This is a genomic window from Enterovibrio nigricans DSM 22720 (assembly GCF_900167155.1).
Taxonomy (GTDB): Bacteria; Pseudomonadota; Gammaproteobacteria; order Enterobacterales; family Vibrionaceae; genus Enterovibrio; species Enterovibrio nigricans.
In genome coordinates this window covers 102,627-125,222 of record NZ_FUXU01000007.1, presented here as the reverse complement: position 1 = coordinate 125,222, position 22,596 = coordinate 102,627, and the positions used below count along the sequence as shown (strand labels likewise).

Sequence of the window (22,596 nt, the reverse complement as noted above, 5' to 3'; positions counted from 1 at the left end):
GCCTGAAACTCAGTATATTGCTTAAGAACCGAACAACTTTAGGCTGCCATGTCTTCCAACCGAATTAAGCAACAAAGCCAATAAGAGTAGCCAATACCTTCTTTATGGAAGACAAACTTTGATACACCGTAGGCATGGGTCCCTTGGGCGCCTGGTATATATTTAACTTCTCCACCCATAAGGATAGACTTAAATGTAATTTCAGGGCTAATGCTAAATCTATTTTGACTAAGACCTACACCCAACGTTTCTCGACGTCTAAACATTTTGAACGCATACGTTGAATCAGGAATGTAGTGGCCAATAGCTACGCGCACTCCTCTGCGGAAAAAGAATTGGAAGAACTTATACTTAAACGGGATTGTACTATCGTCTCCCGCATTCATAGATCTCGAACACTGAGCTAACGTAGCACCTTCTTCCATAGCAGAATATAGATCGGGGATTAGATGTAGTGGGTCAACCATATCAGCGGATACAAATATGCAGTACTTACCCACTCCGTGAGCGGCACCGTACCTAACAACTGCTCCGTAACCTCGCCTCCGCAATGTTCTTTGTATCACACGAGCAGAGATAGTATCCTCGTTATCCTTAGCCCATTTCGTTGCTAAGTTGTAAGTATCATCATCACTAACATCATCAACTACAACGATTTCTGTAGTAAACGGATGGCCGGTTACGGTATCCCTAACACTATCCAATATGCCTACAATATTTTCAGCTTCATTTAAGCAAGGTATCACTATAGTAAGATCAATCGGATCCTTTATTTTATTCAGATACTGACTATTTTTATTTACATCCATGTTTTTCTAGATCCATGGTTTTCATTTAAACTCCCCAAAATTTAAACTTTTCTATTAAAGAAATTTCAGCGTTCTAAAGTCGATTACTTGTACTATTAATTATTAGTTCTGATGCGTTTTTACAAGAATAATTAGACTTCAACAGTCTATTTCCATTAACACCCATTTTACGCATCATGTCTTTGCTACCAAGAAGTTTTACAGCAGAGCTTTTTATATCTTCTACTTTAGCATCTGTTGAAAAAACAAATCCAGCCTCTTCCTTGTTGATAATATCTATCAAGTCATTACCAGCATTCAATACCCCTAGTATTGGTAACGAATAATTCATATATCCCAAAATTTTTCCAGGATGATTGTTTGAGGTGTGTGACTTGGCTAAAGACACGAGTCCAACATCAACTTGAGACAATATTTTTAGATAATCAATTTGATTAATCGCTGGCATGTAAGTTATGTTATCCAGCTTGTTCTTTTTAAGAATGTATTTTAACTTCTCTACTTCATCTCCTTGTCCAATAAATAGAAAATGACAGTTATCTATGTCCTTCATTGAATCAGCAAGGTCTAAGAGAGTCGTTATTCCTTGTGCATGGCCAATATTTCCGCCATAGAAGAAAATAGTCTTATCTTCTAACGACAACTTTTCTCTAATGTTAAAGTCGCTGTAGTCCTGAACAGATACTCTACAATCAGACCAATTTGGAAGTACTGTAGTATTTTTATATCTTGGATATAAAGAGCCGAACTGTTTCAGGTTAGTTTCCGACATCAAACCGATAGTGTCTGACACTCGGTAATTTAAGTGTTCAAACATTCGAAAATAATATGCAATCGGTGATTTTCTATGTATTAGACCCTCATCAATTACCCATTTAGGAAAGAGGTCACGTAAAACCAGGAAAACATTGGATCTGCATTTTTTCTTTATTAAATACATCAAAGGGCCAAAAAATATTGTAGGTGAATAATTCACACAAATATCGATAGGCTTTGTATCTAACTGTTTTTTTATCGCAAGCCAACACTTTATTGACAATAAACTTTCGTTTATCGCTCTATGTAACTTTCCTTTTCCTCTTAATAAACCGCTACGAAATCGCCAAATTTCAACGCCTTCGTAGAAACAGACGCTTAATCGCGTCTGTTGCTCTACACCGGGTGTTACGATTACAACGTCATTTCCCTGACTAATCAACTCTTTAGCGAGTTCATGCAACATTTTCGCATGTACTCGCGTGCTCTCTGGAAGATATTCGTCTGGAAATATCGCTATTCTCACTAATATTTTCTCCAAACAACTCGGTTTACATAGTCTGTGTAACTCAAAATAGTTCTTAGCACTTTATCTGAAACATTAGGAGCACAATAGTCTTTTACTTTATTCAAAAATCTATTTTCGCCTCTCGGCTGAGATTCTAGGATCTCTACAGCCTGCAGGATTCTATTCGGACACATACCGGTAAACATCACCGCACCTTCCTCAAATCCTTCTGGACGCTCTTGAGCTTCGCGAATATTAATCGCTGGAAAGTTTAAAATCGATGACTCTTCGGTAATGGTGCCGCTATCACTCAGAACGACCTTTGCTTCCTGCTGAAGTTTAATATAGTCACTAAAGCCTAACGGCTTCATTAATCGAACCAGAGGATGGAACGTTAGGTTCAATGCGTCGATTTTTTTACGTGTACGAGGGTGCGTGGATACAATAATAGGCAAATTGTATTTGTTCGCTAACGAATCCAGTGCTTCTACATAAGAGTGAATATTTTTCTCTGAGTCCACATTTTCTTCACGGTGAACACTAACTACAAAGTAGCTCTCTGCATCTAGGTTCAAAGTACTCAGTATATCGGATGATTCAATTTTTTCTTTATAAAAATCGATCACTTCATCCATAGGAGAGCCTGTTTTCACGATCAGATCTGGATTCAAACCTTCTCGTAATAAGTATTCCCGCGCAATGTCACTATATGGCATGTTTACGTCAGAAATATGATCTACGATCTTTCTATTTATTTCTTCAGGAACTCGTAGGTCAAAACATCTGTTACCCGCTTCCATATGGAATATTGGTATTTTCTTTCTCTTGGCAGAGATAGATGCTAGAGCACTGTTTGTATCACCTAGAATCAAAACGGCTTCTGGAGCGATTTCTTCAAATAATTTGTCTGATTTGGCAATGACTTGAGCCATCGTATCGGCGGCCGTGTTCCCTGCACATTCCAAAAATATATCTGGTGAGCGGATCTCTAAATCATCAAAAAATATTTGATTCAATTCATAGTCATAGTTTTGCCCAGTATGAACCAAAGTATGATCACAATGACTATCTAACTTAGCTATAGTGCGAGAAAGACGAATGATTTCTGGTCTCGTACCGACTATGGTTACTACCTTAAGCTTTTTCATTTTTGTACCTTTTTGCATAATCTTCGTACATGAAATCAATCAACTCTTCCCACTTAGGGACGTCAAGTGATATTTCTTTTCGGAGTTTTGTTGAGTTTAACGACCTATCAATGACAAGTTGGTCCGACTCTTCAATCTCAATCTCTTTACCGTACTTTTCAGCGATCAAACGTAATAGAGAATATTTATCTATAGGTTCTACTGAAAGGTTAAACAGTCCTACCAAGTCTTTTCTAGGTAAGATGTTTTCAGCAAGAATTTTCGCAATGTAAGAAGTAGGCAGACCAGAGAAAATCGCTTTACTGAAACCTTTGACTGAAACACTTTGAGATAGAAACCAATCAACCAAACTAACTGACGAGTTCAACTCATGACCGATAATTGATGTTCGCAAAGTAAGGTGGTTTCCATACGACACTTCGCCTAGGCACTTAGATTTTCCGTATAGATCGGATGCATTTGGTTCATCGCTTTCGCTATAACCACCTTTAGCACCGTCAAAAACACAGTCTGTAGAAAAGTGTATAAGCTTTGCCCCAAAACTGTCGCAAAATGAAGCAAGTTTGTGAGGTAATAGAGCATTAATTTCGATGGCTGCAATATGTTGTTTAGATACATCATGTTGCTTTATTAGACCTACGCAATTTAAAACCACATCAGGTCTTACTGTTTCAAATGCGCTTTTTATTGAAACGTCGTCATTCACATCAATATTCAAAACAATCTTGTCAGCGTATTTTGAAAAATAGTGTTCTTTCGCAGTAAGGCTACGGACTGTACCATACACCTCTAGCTGATTAACTTCTGTCAGGTTGGTGAATAAACTGTAACCCAACATCCCTGTTGCGCCGATTACAAGAACTTTCATTTTATACACCTTCTGGTACAAATACGTTTCCGCTTTCGATCTCTCTAATGAAATCAAGTTTTCTCAGGAGTTCGGTCATACCTTGGACATCTAGGCGCTCAGTATTGTGAGAGTTGTAGTCTTCAATACTCGCTAGGTCTTTTTCACCTTTTTCAAAATATTTTGAGTAGTTAAGATCTCGATTGTCAGCTGGAACGCGATAATAATCCCCCTGCTCTTCAGCTACGAACATTTCTTCTCGGCTACACAATGCTTCATATTGTTTTTCGCCGTGACGTGTACCTATGACATTTACGGGATGGCTTGGTTTATCCATAATGTTCAGCAGTGCTTTCACCAGCACGTCAATGGTAGCCGCTGGAGCTTTTTGTACAAAAATGTCGCCATTTTTACCATTTTGAAATGCGTGAAGAACCAAGTCTACCGCATCATCAAGTGTCATCATGAACCTGGTCATTAAAGGATCGGTAATTGAAATAGGGTCGCCATTTACTACTTGTCGAATAAATAGTGGAATAACCGAGCCTCGCGAAGCCATGACGTTGCCATATCGAGTACAACAGATTGTCGTATTGGTATGTTCTAGGTTTCTACTTTTCGCAACAATAACCTTTTCCATCATTGCTTTGGATATTCCCATTGCATTGATCGGATATACAGCCTTGTCTGTGCTTAAACACACTACTTTTTCTACGCCGTGTGCTATCGCTGCTTCTAATACGTTTTCTGTACCGATTACATTAGTTTTCACCGCCTCTAACGGATAAAACTCACAAGATGGAACTTGTTTTAGTGCTGCCGCGTGATACACATAGTCTACATCGCGCATTGCATTAGAAACACTTTGATAGTCTCTAACATCACCGATATAAAACTTCAATTTTTCTGAGTTGAAAAATTTTCTCATGTCATCTTGTTTTTTTTCATCGCGAGAAAAAATTCTTACTTCTTTTATGTCTGAATTTAAAAAGCGGCGTAGAACTGCATTTCCGAAAGAACCAGTTCCTCCAGTAATCATCAGGGTTTTATCTCTGAACATACTTATCTCCAAATCTTCTTCAATCAATATGAGTTTCATATCAAGTTATTTTGATACGAAATTAGGCCGTTCACTACCGTTTTTGTCCAACAGCCATTGGTATGTATCTTTATACTGATGCACAATGTTGTCCCATAGGAATCTTTTTTGTGCATATTCAACCGCGTTCTGACGCATTCTTATAAGCTTTGGTTCTTCCAAGCTTATTGCGTCTTTAAGCGCCATTTCTATTGCTTCTACATTCGTCTCAACAGACCAACCGACATTATTCTCTGGTAAGTCGTGCCAAGGCATTTCCGTCGTTGTTATACAAGGAAGACCCGAGAATAAAGCTTCAGCAACCGTAATCCCAAAGTTTTCGCTATAGCTCGGTAAAACGTATATAGAAGCGGAATGAAATGAATTCCATTTATCTTTGCCAAAAACAGCATCTTGAAAGATAATGGAATCTTGGACGTTTAAACTTTTCGACAACTCAATCAGTTCACATAGATAATCTTCATCGCCATAGCCTTGTATTTTGAGCTTAAAACCAAGTCTATCATTCAAATTAGCCCATGCTTTTATTAGTAGGTCGATGCCTTTTTTACGGTCAATTCTAGAAAAATAAAGTACAGTACGATCTCGTTCTTTGTTTTTGTATTCATCAACGGCATCTTGATAACCATCTAAAGTTACGCCATTCGGTATCACTGCTATTTGGGTTTCAATACCAAGATCAACCAAGTTATCCCGTTCTTGCTCGGAGTTGACGACCACTAAATCAGCCTTACTTAGCAATCTTTTCTGATACAACCACCACGCCAGTTTCTTTTTTGTATGTTTTGATTTAAACGCCCAAGGCTCAAGGGCTCCATGCGGACTGATTACCAGCTTCGCACCTTTAGCTTTACCTGCTAAGAAACAAAACAACTCAAAGAGATTCCAAGTCCCATGGATGTGAATCAGGTCACCCAGACGGTTTTTAGATAAAAATAGTGCACTTAGTCCGAATGCTCTCGTAACATAAGCGTCACTAACCGGTGTAAAGCACTGTCCTTCACTAATCAACGTCGAATTAACACCGAAATTTGGTAACATATTATGAAGAGGTAGAGCAACCGCCAGTATTCCACCTCCAGTCACTGATGCATCTTTTACTGCCGTTGATACATAAAGCTTGGAATGATTCATATAATTAAGATGAAATATTTCTGTTATAACAATTTCACTTTCACAAGAATATTATATAACCAGTTTGATTTTATAGTTTCGAGCTCTAAATGGGCTTTATTAAGTGACTTAGATAGTTTTCCAATTTCTACTTCCAAATCAGCCTTGTGTGATTTAACCACTTCAAGCTCAACCTCTGATGGTAAAGGTCTTCGTATTTCTGAAAAACTCGCTGGGGTTTCAATACTCTCATTTACATTTTCAAAATTGCAGATCGCATAAAATGCTCCATATACTTTTTCCAATGGTTGACCATTATAGTCTTTATCATGGTACGATTCGCATATATGGAACTCCCAATCTTTTGAGAAATCTTCAGGCAACCAGCCAGATTTGTGCTCTTGGACTTCCGCTCCACCAAGTCCCCAACCATCTTTCTCTCCATGCTCAATGTGCTGAGGCATAAAACCTAACGGTGTAAACAAAACGATTTGCTGTCTCGCGACTCGTTCCATCTCAACAATAACTGCTTCACCAATTTCCTTATCCATATGTTCAATCACATCAATTAGGAAAATACTATCAACTGATTTACTCTGTAGCTGCTTGAGAACTTCCAGCGCGCCCTGACTAAGAATAATTACACTTTTATCTTGCTGGTGACGATATGAAAGTATCTCGGCGTATTCTTTCCAAGGCTCCACCATCAAATGTAAGGCTGGTCTAAAGTAATTGATTGGAGCAATTCCACAACCAATATCTAGAACCACATCAGTTTCTGTAACCAGCTTTTCTATTCCAACGGTCAGTTCATCTGCCGTTTTATAGTAATGTTTAGTATGTTCCACTTTATTCTCCCAATTTTTTCAAGCAACTATAGCCTAACTTTTTTAATTCTGGTTCCATAGGATATCTTCTATTGGCACCCTAAGCATAATCCCACTGTCGATACTTGATACTGAGCTGAACACTACCCCTTCATGTACCCAATGATGCTGCACATGATTCTGTGGTGTACCGCTAGCTACTGCGATAGTTATACTGTATTCGCCGGGTGAGAACTCTGGCATTAAGAATGAAAAACAGACTTCTCCACACTCTCCATTTTTCAATAAACCAAAACCATTTGGTTCTTTTCCAAAAGTATTGTCGCCAAAAATGTATTGACCAAGGCGATCTTTTACTATGAACCCAACAATAATTGACGAAAGATCAGAGTATGCTTGTATTGATACTTTCAACTTCACAAGCTTTTCTGTGTCGATTACCGATATTTCTCTATCCGTATCGTCAAATAATTTGCTACTTTTAATTTTAGCTAAGCCGTCACCAAAAGATCTTGAAGCGAAATCAGAGGTGTCATCAGTCAGACTTTGCTCTCGCGAAGGTAAATCAGCACTCTTTCCTGAGTGCTCCTGATGAAGGAAGGATAAGTACTCCTCACATACAGGCTTTGGTTTTCCGTTCGCTATTAGCTCACCTTTATGTATCCAAACAACGCGGTCACAGAAATTAATCATTGCCGTCGTGTCATGGCTAACAAAGAAAATCGAACCATGTTCTTTGAATTTTTTCAAAAACCTCATGCATTTTTGTTGGAAATAAGCATCGCCGACAGCCAATGCTTCATCGATTACCAAAATGTCTGCATCTATATTGGCTATCACGCTAAAGGCTAATCTTACATACATACCGCTAGAGTATGTTTTTACAGGCTGATCAATATGCTCTCCGATTTCTGCGAATGCTATAATGTTGTCAATTCTGTCATCGACTTCTTTTGTAGATAGCCCATATAAAGAAGCATTCAAATACACATTTTCTCTGCCTGTGTATTCGGGATTAAAACCAGCCCCTAGTTCAAGTAAAGCTGCGACTCGACCCTTGGTTTTTGTTTCGCCAGTAGTTGGCGTTAGCGTACCACAGATTATTTGAAGTAACGTGGATTTACCTGACCCATTTTGGCCTATAATCCCCAATGTTTCATTTTGTCTCAGTTCTATCGAGACATTTTTCAAGGCCCAAAATTCACTGTCATCGTCAGTATTATTGCTAGAGACACGGTTCTTTTGAAACTTATCCCTCAAAATCCTTTTTAAACAATGGTGGGGTTTTTCAAATAGTGGATAAACTTTACTAATTGAATTTGCTTCAATAACGGTATTATAAGACATCTGAAAAACCTTTCCTTACCATTCTAAACCAGCTAAAACCAAGAATTAGAATGATAGTAGCAACCAATAAATATAGCATGGTGTGAAATAGATTAGGAACAGTTCCTAGGATCACTATTTCTCTTAACTGTTCAACAATCAGTGTTATTGGATTTAGATAGAGTAGACCTCTAAATTTCTCGGGAACATTTTCCAAAGGAAATAGAACAGGAGAAGCAAAAATTGCTATTGTCGCTAGTATTCCTGATATTTGACTCAAATCTCTAAAATACACACCTAAAGAGCTAAATATATAGCTAACACCAACCAGCAATATAATATATGGCATAAGAATAACTGGAAGCAATAATATCGTATAACTTAGCGTCTCATTGATCCAAAGTTGTAAAATCAGTACCAATATCATACCGACTAGAAAGTTAACCATTGCACCTAATAGAGGAGTAATTGGCAATATTTCTAATGGAAATACTACTTTTTTAACGTATGCAGGGTTTGAGGTGATAAGTGTTGGAGATCTCGTTATAAACTCAGCGAAAATTCCATGTGTAAGTATACCAGTGAAAAGCAAGAGAACGAAATTTTCGCCAGACACATCGTTGACTCCCCATCTCATCTGAAATACTGTCACGAATACAAATGAATATAGACACAGCATCATCAAAGGGTTAATCAATGTCCACGCTAATCCTAAAGCCCCTGACTTATAACGCGATGTATAGTCTCTTAACATTAATTGTTTTATAAGAGACCGATTTTCAATAACTAATTTTTGTATGGAGGCAAACATCACTTCACTCTTTTTCTTAACTTTTAAAAATAGACTTTAGAACTATTCTGTAAGTTGTTCAGTTTGTTCAATTTGTTCACTACTAGAGATAGACTTGCTATTCTGAACAGCGGGAATCACTGACACATTGATGTTAAATTCCATCAATAAATCAAACGCTTCTCGCTCCTCGTCATATACATCTTGAAAAACGACAACCTCGCTAATATCACCCATGTAAATTTTTCGTAGTAATTCATCAAAACCTAATACATTGAATTTGTTATTAAAATTACAAACGATAGCGTTTTCATCTTTGTACTTATCCAGATTTAAAATTTCATCCGATATTTTATTATTTAGGATGACCAATCTTTTATCACTTGGAGTATCACTTGGAGTATCACTTGGAGTATCACTTGGAGTATCACTTGGAGTATCACTCTTATTTTCACAGAGTTTCCTCAACCTCTTAACTTCCTTTTTGTAATACTCTATTTCAACATAGTATCTTTTAAAAAGAGGAATTTTCGATAATATCTGCTCCTTAATTATCTTTCTAATTGAAATTAAACTAAGACTCAGATTTTTATATACATCATGGGTTTTGTGTAAATTCGATGGTTGCCTATTTTTTATTGCTTCTTCTAATATTCTAAATTCTTTAGTATCTCTATCACGAAAATGTTGACCATATTCACTTTCATCAGTGACTGTATTGCATGAAAGAAACGTTGAAACATTCTTTCTCAGTGATTCAAGCGTAAAGTCTTTCAAGAAAGATTTTTGTGCATTAATAGTCGCTTTACTATATAAGGACTTATCGTTTACCAATCGTTCTATTTCATTGTAAATAGCAGACGGCAGCAACGAAGATGCACAGACACCACATTGATTCTCTTCAATATATCTCTTTGGTGATGAATATGATGGTCCGTGAAATAGAATTGGTTTACCAGCCGCAAGGTACAGCACTAGTTTACTTGGGAAACTGTACTTCGAGACTTCTTCTAGCTTTCCATCAAACGGGTATGGACAATAAAGTACATCACAATGAGAAAGTATTACGGATGCATCCTCCTGAGATTTCCATCCCAAGTACTTTACGTTGGAAGAACAGTAATCACCCGGGGGCTTTTGCGGTCCTAGGACAATCAGTTTTACACTTCGTCCCGAAACCTGCCAATTGGATAGTGTCAGTGCTTTGAGTAAACACTCCCACTCAGCAGACGCATAAAATTGCCCTGCCATCCCAATTATTAAGCTGTCATTGTTATCAATTGATGGTAATGGTTGCTTTGAAAGTGTTTCTGAATGCGAAGCGATTACTGGAACTGCCTTGGACCCAAATTCGTTCTTAAACAATTCAGCCATAGGTTCAGAAGCAGTCCCAACATATTGACTAGTTGCTATTGCTTCATCAAATTTTGCTTGTACTTTCCTTGTGGTTTTCCCATCCAAACAATGCGCACTAGCCCACCAACTAAATGGATCCCATACATGGGAATGCAAAGGGACCCCCAATCCATCAGCAACTGCTTTTGCCATTCGAATTGTTGTTTGACCTTGCAATACGGCCCAAACGCGGTCTACATTTTGTTCTTTTCCGAATGCGATGGCATCTTCAATCTTTCGTTCTATTACTGTTTTTTCTAGAATAGTCTCAGAAACGTAAGAGACTAAACTTGATACTTTTTTAAAAAGTCGGCGTTGTGGGAGAAAACCCCAATTCTCATTTGGCTTCGTTTCAATTTTCATTGGTATATTAGCGAATTCTGGATTCAGCTTAATTTCAACCGATGGGTTTGAAACTATATAGAAGCATATTTCATTTTTTGGAATAAACCTAACCATCGCTGAAAGCACTAGGCCCGCTGTTAAATTCTCACAAGGCGGTATATCTGATAAAAGTAAAGTTTTCATTTTTAGCTGACCTGTGATTTTTTCAGAACTCGATCATATAACTCATAGCTAAGTTGCGCCTGACGCGCTATATCGTAATGCTTTTCTGCTAACTGACGAGACAACTTACCTCGTTCTTCACATTCAATTTTATTTGTGGATAGGTGATTTATCGCTTCAGCGAGTGCTTGTGTATCGCCAATAGGTACGGATATACCCGCATCAGGCGCAAATGTAACATTGTGTAGAGACGTAGAATCAAATGATAACACTGGTCTAGCACATGCCATCGCTTCAATCGCCATTAACCCAAAAGCTTCAGCCATTGATGGCATCGCAAAGAAGTCACATGCTGCGTAAGCATTGAGCAATAGTTCTTCGTCGTTCGACCATCCAAATTCTATAATTTGATGCTTACCTATAAACTGGTCAAAGTGCCCTGTTTCCTGGAGAGATATTATGCATAACTTGATATCTGGAGATATTTTTTCAACAGAACTTATAAACTCCGAAAGGCCTTTAAATGGCGTTGAAGAAGCACGTATGAAAATCACAGTTCTATCAGAGAAAACTCCTAGTTTTTCTCTTGCTGTTTTTTTATCTCTTGGTTTATATTTTTCTAAGTCCAGACCGAAAGGAATAACTGTAAAGTTAAAGTATTCAGAGAAAGGCGAATTTTGTGCCATCTCAAGCATCCAGTTGGACGCTAGAACTATTTCAGCTTTTGTCTTGCTATAAGTTCTATTCTTCCACAAATACTGCTGGTTTGTTCTATCTTTCCTCATCGCAAAAGGGGTATCAAGACTTGGACACTCTCCGCATTCTTTCTTCCATTTTTCGCATGTCATTGGATAGATGCAGTGTCCAGTCATTGGCCATGGGTCATGCCATGTCCATACAACTGGCTTTCTTTTCGATAAATATGGCAATGCATCAAGGCTGAAATATCCATCATGGATAATATGCATATGGACTATATCCGCTGACTTTATTTCCTTGTGATACGGCAACGTCCATGAGTGCGGATGCAGTTTAGCGTGTAAGGAAAGTCTATTTTCAACTATATTCAGCCCACGCGTGATATGTCTACTTCCAGGGTAGTCAAATGCTTTACTAACAAAATCAGCTTCGGATTGCTTATTCCAGTAGACTAACTGTTTCGTTTCCACACCTAATTGATCTAGGTATGGCTTTAAATCATAACCATTAAACCTTCTTCCGATCAGGTCACCTGAGTTTACATGCGTTACTTTTATAGTCATATTTTATAGCTTATATGTAATGTTTAAATTCACTTACTTATCGTATTTAAACGTTTTGATGCCTCAGACTCTTGTACGCATAGCAACCATTAGTAAGTCTTCTATGGCACCTAAACTAAGAAGTTCCCTTGCTTGTCAACTCGGTTTTTGCTTTAGCAACTTAAAAGATGAGCATAAATTGCATTAAGCCTAAACGTAATTTCGATAGAATTTTTACACGCTACCGCCCTTAGGTTTCGTTCCTAAAATACGCAACTTCACCAATGTATGTATCGCTACTTCTTACGTAGTGTCTTGTTTTCCGTAGAAACTTCAACCTGACGGCTAATCAAGTTAATCAATAAGATCGAGCGAAGCTCCCCATCAGCTTCTTTATAAATCGCGTCGGCTCCCTCGAACTGCCCTGAAAGCACTTCGATTTCGTCGCCTGGTTTGAACACTTCAGATAGTGCACTTCTCTGCTCATCACTATCCTCGTGAGACATCAACTTAGTAATAAGGTCTATAGGCACGATGGTCGGCTTGCCGCCTTGTCGAACAAAGTCGACAACACCCCGAGTAGATCGCACCGTCGTGAATGAGATCGTTTCTGCTCCGAAAGAAGCGAATACATAATTGGGGAAAAGAGGCTCAAGCTCACTCGAACGTTTACCACGGCGGATTTTCTCTACTGTTACTTGCGGGAAATAGCAATCGACACCTTGACGTTTTAAGTGCTGCTCTGCGCGTTGTTGCTCGCTGCGTTTACAATAGAGCAGGTACCATGGATTCATGTCATTCTCGTCAATTTCAAAGCTAGAGTAATTCTTGCATCGTGTTTGCGAAGCAACTCAAGAGTATATTAGGCTGGATACCATGCAGCAAGAGCTGTGCAGGCAAGTGAACAATTTGTCTGCACTTCATCATGTTTTATTTATTTGCAATTGCTTTTGTTGCACAAACGAAAAAACCGCCATTTTAAGGCGGCCTTTAGGGCTTTAGAACACTCAATCAGTTATGCACTTAATCGTTGAATATCTAACCTAAAACTGGTCAAGCCAATCTCACTGAGCGACACTCTCACACTGCCACTTGAAAGATCAATGGATTGGAATCTTGTTGATGCAGCATCTATCCCGAGGAGGTGATCATTTTTTACGATAATAGCCTTGCCCGTTGCATCAACAATCGCATTTAACCCCGTAGACAAGACGTCAAGCTGATTGTCGGCTGCATTGAGTATGCCAAACATTGCTCGTATTGGGCTTGCATAAGTGGATTTTTTGATTGCGTGCTCTATTTGATGAACAAGGTGGATAAACCCTCGCTTATCTGCATCTTGAGTGCGAAGGTATTCATTAAAGAATGCGCGAATCATTAACGTCGTCGCTGTGCCATTTTTGCCTGCTGATGCGCTATCTACCATGTAAAACGCCATCTTTCCGTCCATCATCCACATGTAGTCAAGGACAACGGGATTGGAATCTGCTGACTGCAGGGAGTGATACGATAAACGCCAATCACCTTGCCTTGAGTCCTGTTCTGGCATTAATCCCATCAAGAGATCTCTCGCATTGCCTGGGTTATCGAGCAGATCATCTAAGTGCCAACGTAGTTCCTCTGTTAGTGGTTGCTCACTACCTTGTGCGACTTTAAACCATTGCTGTGAGAAATCAGTATCGTTGCAGGTTTCTGATTCAGACTCTTCCAATACAGATATGATAGCGGAACGCACTACCATGATGTCGTCTATGGGTTTGATGAGAAAATCCTTCACACCAAACCGCAAAGCCTGAGCGACATCTGACATGCCTCCTGTTCCAGAAATAACGATCACGGGAAGCATGGGGTACTCAAGACTAACTTCCTGTACAAACTCTAATCCCGTCATTACTGGCATCGACAAATCACTAATCAGAAGATCAGGAATGCCCTCTCTCAACGCTTTTAAACCATCCAACCCATTCTCTGCTTCGCGGACAGTGCACCCCTCCTTACGAAGGAAACCTGCGATAATACGGATAAAAACCGGATCATCTTCAACAATGAGGACTTCTTTTCCTGATAACACTGTCTTGCACTCCCGTTTGCATTGCTAGTTGGACAGCCTGCATGAACTCTACAACGCATTTAAACTCTGTATATAGGATAGTTGGCTTTACCACTAATCGTGGTACCCTGAACCACTTTTCCACATTGCAAGGCTCTAACCTTCTGTATCACGTCAATTTTTAAATTGTGTAAGCTAGACTATAACGATAGTAGTCCTTACTCGTTACACGCTTTATTGATATGAGACAACGAAAAGTAGCACTTGTTAAATTGAAATACATACTTCCCGGCCCTTTAGTGAAGGCCATCGCATGAAACTGAAATTTTATGAAACTAGATGATTTAAACCTGTTCAGGCTTATCGTAGAACATGGCAGCTACACACTAGCCTCAAAAAAAACAGGCATTCCCGTTGCGACACTCACACGCAGAATTCAAGCTCTTGAGGAAGACATCCAAATTCGACTGTTACATCGCGACGCAAGAAAACTGTCTGTCACAGAGGCGGGCCAAGCATTTTTCGAACGCTGTAAACCACTCTTAGAGCAACTCATAGATACAGCTGACGATTTGACAGAGAGCTGCAAAGGCACGTCCGGCGTGTTACGTATCAGTGCCCCATCGAACATAGCAATGAAGCTTCTTCAGCCTATGTTCACTGCTTTCTTGAAGAAATACCCAGACATTCGCCTTGACTTGGCTCTGTCGAATGACGTGGATCAGCAAAACAACGATGACCGCCATGCATTCATTCGTATCGGTCCTCAGCGAGATTCTTCGCTCATCGCGCGAAAACTTCATTCTGTTCGCGATATTCTAGTCGCGAGTCCTTGCTACTTGAAAAACCGTCCGCCACTTCGTGATGCTGGCGATCTTCCACACCATGATTTATTGAAAGGTTGGCCTTTGATGCGCTGGCGTTTGAATGATGATAAAGGGCAACAACTTTGCGTGTCACAACAAGGTCGCTTTGAAGCATCTGAGTTACGCGTCATTCGTGTTGCTGCAAAAGACGGTTTAGGTGTTGCTCTTATTCCTGACGTGTTGGTTCAGCAAGATCTTGAAAGTGGCGATCTTGAGCACGTGCTTAAAGATTGGACGTCAAACCCTCGTGATATTTACCTAATGTACCGAGACAAAACTCATCAGCCAGAAAAACTTCGTGCATTTATCGAATTCTCGCTGTCATTTTTTCAGTCGAGAACATCAAAATCGTGATTAAGATCTCAAGTGTCCCAGATTCGATAAGTTATTAAAAAATAGACTAAGTTTTACTCCCTAAAACTTGCTAAGCGTTCCTTCAACGGCTAATTGTTATATATATGTAAACGCAAAATGTCTCTCAACCGACTTGAGCGATTCACGCGATACGTAACAAGCTGCCTGAAGGAGCGACTATGATTCTGGGACATTTGTGGGGCCTTTATACCCATCCAAAAGAAGAATGGAAGAACATTTACGACCGTCATGAAGGGACGGTTGAAAGCCTCGCTCATGCCGCAATTATGGCGCTCATCCCACCGCTATGTGCGTATTATTCAAGTGTTCATATTGGCTGGCGAATTGGTGTTGGCGACCCAATATTCCTTACTGAGCAAAGTGCACTCATTATTGCCTTTGCCATGTATTTTGCGCTGATCACGGGTGTTATGGCGCTCGCTTATCTAACACTATGGATGAGCCGCACCTTTGGTTCTGAACCTACCTATACACAAGCACTCGAATTGGCCGCTTATACAGTAACTCCCATATTCATGGTTGGACTCTCGGCGCTTTATCCTGTGGTTTGGTTTGTTATGTTAGTGGGCCTTGCTGGGATCGCCTATTCGGTATACCTACTTTACACAGGTGTTCCGATCATTATGCATATTCCCGAAGAGCGTGGCTTTATCTATGCCAGTTCGGTGGTTACGTGCGGGTTGGTATTGCTCGTCGCCATCCTAGCAAGCACAGTTATTATGTGGAATGTTGGTTTCGGACCCATGTTTGTGAACTAAACTAACGTGAATGAAAAAGCGCGGCTGTTGCCGCGCTTTTTTTAGTTTTCTTCGTTGTAAATTTCGAGACTCACCAATTCTTGCTGCTGCTCTTTCACCGCTTTGGTTTCGTCATTTCGCAAGCTGGCAATGTAATCGAGGTATGATTGGTCAATGTCACTGGTGACATAATGACCGCTGAATACTGAACTTTCGAATTGCTGAATATCAGTATTCCCCTCTCTTACCGCATCTTCTAAGTCTGCTAAATCCTGGAAAATCAGACCGTCAGCGCCGATGATATTGTTTATCTCATCCACTTCTCGCCCATGCGCAATCAGTTCATTGGCACTTGGCATATCAATACCATATACATTCGGGAAACGAATTTCCGGTGCGGCAGACGCCATATAGACGCGCTTGGCACCAGCGTCTCGCGCCATCTCAATAATTTGCTCAGACGTCGTTCCACGAACAATCGAATCATCTACCAGTAATACCGATTTGTCTTTAAATTCCGAACGGATGGCATTCAACTTTCGGCGAACCGATTTACGGCGTTGTTGCTGACCCGGCATGATAAAGGTACGCCCTACATAGCGGTTTTTCACAAACCCTTGTCGATACGGTTTATCGAGAACCTGAGCAATCTCTAACGCGATGTCGCACGACGTTTCTGGGATTGGGATAACAACATCAATATCGAGGTCTTCCCATTCACGTTTGATTTTTGCCCCCAGTTTCTTGCCCATGTTGATTCGCGCTGCATAGACCGAAATTTTGTCAATGAAGGAGTCAGGACGGGCAAAATAAACAAATTCAAAGATACACGGCGACAGTGACGGTGAATCAGAACATTGGCGGGTAAATAACTCACCTTCAAACGTAATATAGACTGCCTCACCAGGCGACACATCACGCATAAAGTCAAAACCAACAGCATCAAGAGCAACGGATTCTGATGCCACCATGTATTCCGTGCGTCCATTGACTTCTCGTTTGCCTAAACACAATGGGCGAATACCGTCAGGGTCACGGAAAGCAATCAGACCATGCCCTATGATCATCGCAACAACCGCATAGGCACCTGATACTTGGCAATGTACTTCGCGCACAGCGCTAAACACGTCATCTTGCGTCAAAGGATGGGATGTCGCTTTATCAATCTGGTGAGCCAGAACATTCAACAGTATTTCGGAGTCTGACGTAGTGTTCAGGTGGCGGCGATCGTGTGCAAAAAGCGATTCACGCAATTGATTTGCATTGGTCAGGTTACCGTTGTGCGCTAACGTGATGCCATAAGGTGAGTTTACATAAAAAGGCTGCGCTTCAGAGGCACTGGAGCTGCCTGCGGTTGGATAGCGTACATGGCCAACACCAACCGTTCCTTGCAAGCGTTGCATGTGCTTAAGTTGGAAAACATCTTTTACCAATCCGTTTGCTTTTCTCAAGCGAAAGCGGTTGTTATCAATAGTCACGATCCCCGCAGCATCCTGTCCACGATGCTGAAGCACTGTCAATGCATCGTAAATCGACTGATTAACCGGGGTTTCACCCACAATCCCAACAATCCCACACATGTATGCTGTTCCTTGTAAAGCTAGAGTGTTCCCTAGGGACAGCTAACTAGGTTTTCAGGTGCCGCGTCGACAGCACCTGACCGTCGTTATATCACCTTGGGTAAGAAGCTGGAGCTCTGCTCCAAATACGAGAAAAACCATTCAATCACTACCCCAAATTTAGGGATTAATTGTGATTGTTTCCACTCGGGGCTGCTGGAAAAACCGGTAAATGCATCCAGGAAGAATAATACAGCGGCAACAATCAGCACCCCTCGAATTCCCCCGAACACAATGCCAAGTACGCGATCCGTACCCGACAAGCCCGTTTTTTGAACCAATTGTCCAATAACGTAGTTCACAACAGCACCAACGATCAAAGTCGCTATAAACAGCACGGCGATTGCCGCACCGTTTCGAATCATTTCGTCCTGAATGTTGGTGAAGTAAGCGGCAAGTTGAGGGTAAAAATTACTGGCGACGAAAAATGCGCCGAACCAAATCACCAACGACAGTGCTTCTTTCACAAATCCACGGACCAAGCTAATCACAGCTGAGAAGCTGATCACTCCAATAATGACGTAATCTATCCAATTCATCTTCTAATCATCTGAGCGAATCGCGCGCATTTTAACAGAAAAAATGACGACGCAAACGTTTTCTTATGGGTTTAATGGGTTAAATCTGAGCAGTTGGCCTTTTAATCCGGTCAAAGACTCCAAATCTGCAGTCATTGACGCAAGCTTGTCTTTTGACACATCAGGGCCAACTTCTACTCTGGCGAGCTCGCCCTCTTTAACATCTCTGGGCAAAAGTTGAGCGGGGTAACCTTTGCTGCGTAGCGTCGCTACTAGGTTCTCTGCATTGTCTAAATTACGAAATGTACCTAAGCGAATTACCCACGCTGAATCTTGATACCCTTCTTTCGGTGCTTGCACTTTCGCCACCACAGGTTCAGCAACATCGGCGTCATCATTCGTCACGGTAACCATAACGGGGTCTTGAGGCATAAATGAATCTGCCTCTTCGGGCATTTTGACAGATTCGTTCATCACACTTTCATCAAACTCTTCATGCAGTGGAATTGCTTCAAAGTTCTCCTGATAGTGCGCCTTTTTCCCGTCAAACACGTCTGGAATGAAAATGATGCCTAATGAGACCAAAATTAGCGTCCCGACTAGACGGTTTTGAAATTGAGTTGCCACAATTACTCCGACTGAGAGAAACGGTCGGCGATTTCGCCTACTGTATAAAATGAACCAAACACGATGATCATATCACCATCCCAAGCAATCGCGGCTTTCGCGCTTTCAAACGCGTCGCTAGGCGTTGCGTGCCCTTGTACGCCCTCAGGCAATGATTTGGCTAATGTCTGCCAATCAGCAGCACGAGGCCCCTTCAGCGAGGCAGGATACCAATAGTCCACGACACTTTTCATTTGTTCAAGCGTGGCCGTAATATCCTTATCATGAAGCATGGCTACAACCGCATGTACTTTTGCGCCGGATGCATTTTTTATCGCTTCAATTTGTTGGGAAAGATAGGCGGCAGAATGCGGATTGTGCGCCACATCTAGTAAGACAAACGGCGACTCGAACACTCTTTGCATACGACCCGCGAGCTTCACATTCGCAAGCCCATCAACGATATGCTCATCTGTCACGTCAAGCTCTGATAGCCCTAACGCCATCAAGGCGGTGGCGGCATTGGGAAGCGGAAGACCCGGTACGGGTAAATCTCGCAAATCAAAGGCACCACATTGCCAATGCCAAACGTCGCCATCTCGCTGGTAATCAAATTGATAACCCACTTGATGAAGTTCCGCCCCAATATCGTCAGCATGCGCAGACACGCTCGCAGGTGGCTCAGGCTGCCCGCATACCGCTGGCTTACCTGAACGGAAAATACCGGCTTTCTCAAAGCCGATAACTTCAATGTCATCGCCAAGCCAATCAACGTGGTCAATAGCAAGGCTGGTGATCACTGATACGTCATGATCCGCAATATTTGTGGCATCTAAACGCCCACCTAAACCTACTTCGAGGATAACCACATCGACTTGGTTATCGAGAAACAACCAAAGTGCCGCCAATGTGCCGAACTCAAATAAACTGAGACTGGTCTCTCCGCGCAATGCCTCAATAGCGGCAAACGCTTCAGAGTGGCGCTCATCATCCAGTTCTTTGCCGTTGATTCTTACGCGTTCGTTATAGCGAATAAGGTGAGGCGAACTGTACACACCGGTTTTATAGCCCGCTTTCAGCAAAATGGCTTCAATAATGGCACAGGTAGAACCTTTTCCATTGGTGCCAGCAACGGTTATGACTTTCGGCGCAGGCTTGGTCAATTGACCTTTTTGAGCAACGTGTGAGATACGATCCAAACCCAGATCAATCGCACTCGTGTGAAGGATTTCTAAATAGCTCAACCACTCAGACAATGGTGATTGTGCTGTGGGTAAAATTTGTTCTGACATCAGTAGTCTACTGTAGCAAGTAATGCTTTAATCATATCAGCTAAAAGACAAAGAGCGCCATAAGGCGCTCTTTTACTGTGACGAGGTGGAATCAATTACTCGTTACTGTCCACTGGCTCAGCTTCAATCACTTCACCTTCCAGCGGTTTATCAACGGACACCACCAATGGTGACTCGTGATTGGTCATCTTCGCCAGCAATCCGCCCAAACGCTGACGCAGTTCACGACGGTCAACGATCATATCAATGGCGCCGTGTTCCAGCAGGAATTCGCTACGTTGGAAGCCTTCTGGCAACTTCTCACGCACCGTCTGCTCGATAACACGCTGCCCTGCAAAACCGATCAGCGCTTTGGGCTCACCAACATTAATATCGCCGAGCATAGCAAAGCTTGCCGTTACACCACCAAATGTTGGATCCGTCATGACGGAAATAAACGGTAGGCCTTTCGCAGACAAACGCTCAAGCGCTGCACTGGTTTTTGCCATTTGCATCAGAGACGTCAACGCCTCTTGCATACGTGCGCCACCACTTGCAGAAAAACATACCAGACCACAATTGTTTTCCATCGCAGCATCAACCGCACGCACAAAACGCGCACCCACGACCGCACCCATTGAGCCGCCCATGAATGAAAACTCAAAAGCACAAGTAACAACAGGCATGCCTAGGAGCTCGCCTTTCATAACAACCAGTGCGTCTTTCTCACCGCTCGCCTTTTGCGCTGAAGACAAACGATCTTTGTATTTTTTAGAATCGCGGAATTTGAGTAAATCTTTTGGCTCAAGCTCGCCACCCAATTCAACGCGATCGCCTTCATCAAGGAAGGTTTCAAGGCGTTTACGCGCACTCATACGCATATGATGGTCGCACTTAGGACACACATGGAGGTTACGCTCAAGTTCAGCGTGATAAAGCACCTGTTCACAGGACGAACACTTCGTCCACACACCTTCAGGAATAGAGGCTTTACGTGAAGAACCGATGTTGCTTTTTGTCAGAATTTTTTCAAGCCAGCTCATGAACGACCTTTTCTATTGGAGCACTTGCCTATTTTTCATGCTTCACCAAGGACTTTGGTGACATTGCAAAGGCAAGTGGCCTAAATATCTACGAATTCAACGGAAGATTAAAACACAACTGGTAAAGACTTTGGACAAAAAACTGGTACTACCTATTGTTTGCCGCATTTACTTCACAAGTTAATGGCTCCAAACCGTTCTGTATAAATCTAGATCTGTATAAACCTAGCTCTGTATAAACTAGAGTTACGCGTCGGGTAGGAACAGCGGTCCAACAGGTGAAGATGGCAAATCAAACTCAGCTGGGTAGTCCACTTCAACGAGGTAGAGACCTTCTGCTTTCGCCGTTGCAGCAGCCTGGTTGCGGTCTTTGGCTTCCAATAACCACTTCACCCATTCAGGCTTTTGCTCTTTACTACCCACTGCAATCAAACTTCCCGTGATATTTCTCACCATGTGATGCACAAACGCATTAGCTTTGATATCAATGATCACAAAACGCCCTTGTCGAGTCACATTTAAATGATGAATATTTCGCCAAGGCGAATTCGACTGGCATTGTGCCGCACGAAAAGAGGTAAAATCGTTTTCACCCAGTAAATACTGCCCCGCCTCGTGCATCAGGTTCTCGTCCAATTCTCCGTGGTAGTGGCTAATGCCGTTACGCAAAATGCCAGGGCGAAGATTGTTGTTGTAAATCACGTAGCGGTAGCGACGGGCCTTAGCGGAGAAACGCGCGTGGAATTCTTCGGGGACTTCTTTCGCCCAACGTACGGCAATGTTATCTGGAAGGTGAGTGTTAACGCCCATGGTCCAGGCTCTAAGAGGGCGAGAACACGCAACATCAAAGTGAACAACCTGCCCTGTACCATGCACACCCGCATCTGTACGACCCGCGCATTGCACTTCTATTGGCTGAGTGGCAATTTTAGACAGGGCCTTTTCGAGATGTTCCTGTACGCTGGGTACTTCACGCTGTCTTTGCCAGCCGTAATACTGCGATCCATCATATTCAACACCCAGGGCAATTCTCATTTTCTCGTCTCTGTCTTTTACTTACGCGGTGATATAAAGCGGCGCATTATATACTCAAAAGGTGAGAAGGTGCAGGTTTCCAAAGCAATCCACACTTTCATGACAAAAGA

General features: G+C 41.6%; 21 protein-coding genes. 2 read left to right on the top strand and 19 right to left on the bottom strand.

What is annotated here, in order from left to right:
- Nucleotides 1-38 precede the first annotated feature (38 nt).
- The 13 genes from B5D35_RS04780 to B5D35_RS04720 all read right to left on the bottom strand — a co-directional run bounded on the left by B5D35_RS04780 (nt 39) and on the right by B5D35_RS04720 (nt 14,437).
- The gene (locus tag B5D35_RS04780; protein WP_078751451.1) at nt 39-809 is read right to left on the bottom strand and encodes a glycosyltransferase; all 771 of its coding nucleotides are present in this window, start codon (nt 807-809) and stop codon (nt 39-41) included.
- A 73-nt stretch (nt 810-882) separates the two neighbouring features.
- On the bottom strand, nt 883-2,091 hold the full coding sequence (locus B5D35_RS04775; RefSeq protein ID WP_078751450.1) for a glycosyltransferase family 4 protein: 1,209 nt from the start codon (nt 2,089-2,091) through the stop codon (nt 883-885).
- The gene (gene wecB / locus B5D35_RS04770; RefSeq protein ID WP_078751449.1) at nt 2,091-3,221 is read right to left on the bottom strand and encodes a non-hydrolyzing UDP-N-acetylglucosamine 2-epimerase; all 1,131 of its coding nucleotides are present in this window, start codon (nt 3,219-3,221) and stop codon (nt 2,091-2,093) included. The genes B5D35_RS04775 and wecB overlap by 1 nt, the downstream gene beginning before the upstream one ends.
- Nucleotides 3,208-4,089 (bottom strand): dTDP-4-dehydrorhamnose reductase family protein, encoded by an 882-nt coding sequence (locus tag B5D35_RS04765; protein WP_078751448.1) that lies wholly within the window; start codon nt 4,087-4,089, stop codon nt 3,208-3,210. Before B5D35_RS04765 ends, wecB begins: the two co-directional genes overlap by 14 nt.
- A 1-nt stretch (nt 4,090) precedes the next feature.
- Nucleotides 4,091-5,128, bottom strand: coding sequence for a polysaccharide biosynthesis protein (locus tag B5D35_RS04760; protein ID WP_078751447.1), 1,038 nt, complete (start codon nt 5,126-5,128; stop codon nt 4,091-4,093).
- Between the two features lie 45 nt (nt 5,129-5,173).
- Complete coding sequence (locus B5D35_RS04755) at nt 5,174-6,253, bottom strand: glycosyltransferase (RefSeq protein WP_244556505.1); 1,080 nt, start codon at nt 6,251-6,253, stop codon at nt 5,174-5,176.
- A gap of 71 nt (nt 6,254-6,324) precedes the next feature.
- Nucleotides 6,325-7,128 (bottom strand): methyltransferase domain-containing protein, encoded by an 804-nt coding sequence (locus B5D35_RS04750; RefSeq protein ID WP_078751445.1) that lies wholly within the window; start codon nt 7,126-7,128, stop codon nt 6,325-6,327.
- Between the two features lie 42 nt (nt 7,129-7,170).
- Complete coding sequence (locus tag B5D35_RS04745) at nt 7,171-8,454, bottom strand: ABC transporter ATP-binding protein (RefSeq protein ID WP_078751444.1); 1,284 nt, start codon at nt 8,452-8,454, stop codon at nt 7,171-7,173.
- Nucleotides 8,444-9,244, bottom strand: a complete 801-nt coding sequence (locus B5D35_RS04740) for an ABC transporter permease (RefSeq protein ID WP_078751443.1) — start codon at nt 9,242-9,244, stop codon at nt 8,444-8,446. The genes B5D35_RS04745 and B5D35_RS04740 overlap by 11 nt, the downstream gene beginning before the upstream one ends.
- Before the next feature lie 42 nt (nt 9,245-9,286).
- Entirely contained in the window at nt 9,287-11,146 is a 1,860-nt protein-coding gene (locus B5D35_RS04735; RefSeq protein WP_078751442.1) for a glycosyltransferase family protein, read from the bottom strand.
- Nucleotides 11,147-11,148: 2 nt separating this feature from the next.
- Nucleotides 11,149-12,387 carry a glycosyltransferase family 4 protein gene (locus tag B5D35_RS04730; protein WP_078751441.1) on the bottom strand — a complete coding sequence of 413 codons (1,239 nt, stop codon included), beginning with the start codon at nt 12,385-12,387 and terminating at the stop codon, nt 11,149-11,151.
- A gap of 275 nt (nt 12,388-12,662) precedes the next feature.
- Nucleotides 12,663-13,160 (bottom strand): transcription/translation regulatory transformer protein RfaH, encoded by a 498-nt coding sequence (rfaH, locus tag B5D35_RS04725; protein ID WP_078751440.1) that lies wholly within the window; start codon nt 13,158-13,160, stop codon nt 12,663-12,665.
- Between the two features lie 221 nt (nt 13,161-13,381).
- Nucleotides 13,382-14,437, bottom strand: a complete 1,056-nt coding sequence (locus B5D35_RS04720; protein WP_078751439.1) for a response regulator — start codon at nt 14,435-14,437, stop codon at nt 13,382-13,384.
- Between the two features lie 308 nt (nt 14,438-14,745).
- Between B5D35_RS04720 and B5D35_RS04715 the strand changes: the two genes are divergently transcribed.
- Nucleotides 14,746-15,636, top strand: coding sequence for a LysR family transcriptional regulator (locus B5D35_RS04715; RefSeq protein WP_078751438.1), 891 nt, complete (start codon nt 14,746-14,748; stop codon nt 15,634-15,636).
- A gap of 179 nt (nt 15,637-15,815) precedes the next feature.
- Nucleotides 15,816-16,415: a Yip1 family protein gene (locus B5D35_RS04710; RefSeq protein WP_078751437.1), complete on the top strand. Its 600-nt coding sequence runs from the start codon at nt 15,816-15,818 to the stop codon at nt 16,413-16,415.
- Between the two features lie 41 nt (nt 16,416-16,456).
- On the opposite strand, the gene purF is transcribed toward B5D35_RS04710, so the two are convergent.
- The 6 genes from purF to truA all read right to left on the bottom strand — a co-directional run bounded on the left by purF (nt 16,457) and on the right by truA (nt 22,486).
- The gene (gene purF / locus B5D35_RS04705) at nt 16,457-17,974 is read right to left on the bottom strand and encodes an amidophosphoribosyltransferase (RefSeq protein ID WP_078751436.1); all 1,518 of its coding nucleotides are present in this window, start codon (nt 17,972-17,974) and stop codon (nt 16,457-16,459) included.
- An 86-nt stretch (nt 17,975-18,060) separates the two neighbouring features.
- Nucleotides 18,061-18,552, bottom strand: coding sequence for a colicin V production protein (cvpA, locus tag B5D35_RS04700; RefSeq protein WP_078751435.1), 492 nt, complete (start codon nt 18,550-18,552; stop codon nt 18,061-18,063).
- 63 nt (nt 18,553-18,615) lie between these two features.
- Nucleotides 18,616-19,158: an SPOR domain-containing protein gene (locus tag B5D35_RS04695; RefSeq protein WP_078751434.1), complete on the bottom strand. Its 543-nt coding sequence runs from the start codon at nt 19,156-19,158 to the stop codon at nt 18,616-18,618.
- 2 nt (nt 19,159-19,160) lie between these two features.
- Nucleotides 19,161-20,429 carry a bifunctional tetrahydrofolate synthase/dihydrofolate synthase gene (folC, locus tag B5D35_RS04690; RefSeq protein ID WP_078751433.1) on the bottom strand — a complete coding sequence of 423 codons (1,269 nt, stop codon included), beginning with the start codon at nt 20,427-20,429 and terminating at the stop codon, nt 19,161-19,163.
- Nucleotides 20,430-20,524: 95 nt separating this feature from the next.
- Nucleotides 20,525-21,451 (bottom strand): acetyl-CoA carboxylase, carboxyltransferase subunit beta, encoded by a 927-nt coding sequence (gene accD / locus B5D35_RS04685; RefSeq protein ID WP_078751432.1) that lies wholly within the window; start codon nt 21,449-21,451, stop codon nt 20,525-20,527.
- Nucleotides 21,452-21,697: 246 nt separating this feature from the next.
- Entirely contained in the window at nt 21,698-22,486 is a 789-nt protein-coding gene (gene truA / locus B5D35_RS04680) for a tRNA pseudouridine(38-40) synthase TruA (RefSeq protein ID WP_078751431.1), read from the bottom strand.
- Nucleotides 22,487-22,596 lie beyond the last annotated feature (110 nt).

Coding starts and splice junctions, on each gene's coding strand:
- purF (WP_078751436.1), bottom strand. CDS start 17,974: ATGTGTGGGATTGTTGGGATTGTGGGTGAAACCCCGGTTAATCAGTCG.
- truA (WP_078751431.1), bottom strand. CDS start 22,486: ATGAGAATTGCCCTGGGTGTTGAATATGATGGATCGCAGTATTACGGC.
- B5D35_RS04740 (WP_078751443.1), bottom strand. CDS start 9,244: ATGTTTGCCTCCATACAAAAATTAGTTATTGAAAATCGGTCTCTTATA.
- B5D35_RS04765 (WP_078751448.1), bottom strand. CDS start 4,089: ATGAAAGTTCTTGTAATCGGCGCAACAGGGATGTTGGGTTACAGTTTA.
- B5D35_RS04735 (WP_078751442.1), bottom strand. CDS start 11,146: ATGAAAACTTTACTTTTATCAGATATACCGCCTTGTGAGAATTTAACA.
- B5D35_RS04730 (WP_078751441.1), bottom strand. CDS start 12,387: ATGACTATAAAAGTAACGCATGTAAACTCAGGTGACCTGATCGGAAGA.
- B5D35_RS04715 (WP_078751438.1), top strand. CDS start 14,746: ATGAAACTAGATGATTTAAACCTGTTCAGGCTTATCGTAGAACATGGC.
- B5D35_RS04760 (WP_078751447.1), bottom strand. CDS start 5,128: ATGTTCAGAGATAAAACCCTGATGATTACTGGAGGAACTGGTTCTTTC.
- cvpA (WP_078751435.1), bottom strand. CDS start 18,552: ATGAATTGGATAGATTACGTCATTATTGGAGTGATCAGCTTCTCAGCT.
- folC (WP_078751433.1), bottom strand. CDS start 20,429: ATGTCAGAACAAATTTTACCCACAGCACAATCACCATTGTCTGAGTGG.
- B5D35_RS04710 (WP_078751437.1), top strand. CDS start 15,816: ATGATTCTGGGACATTTGTGGGGCCTTTATACCCATCCAAAAGAAGAA.
- accD (WP_078751432.1), bottom strand. CDS start 21,451: ATGAGCTGGCTTGAAAAAATTCTGACAAAAAGCAACATCGGTTCTTCA.
- B5D35_RS04745 (WP_078751444.1), bottom strand. CDS start 8,454: ATGTCTTATAATACCGTTATTGAAGCAAATTCAATTAGTAAAGTTTAT.
- rfaH (WP_078751440.1), bottom strand. CDS start 13,160: ATGAATCCATGGTACCTGCTCTATTGTAAACGCAGCGAGCAACAACGC.
- B5D35_RS04780 (WP_078751451.1), bottom strand. CDS start 809: ATGGATGTAAATAAAAATAGTCAGTATCTGAATAAAATAAAGGATCCG.
- wecB (WP_078751449.1), bottom strand. CDS start 3,221: ATGAAAAAGCTTAAGGTAGTAACCATAGTCGGTACGAGACCAGAAATC.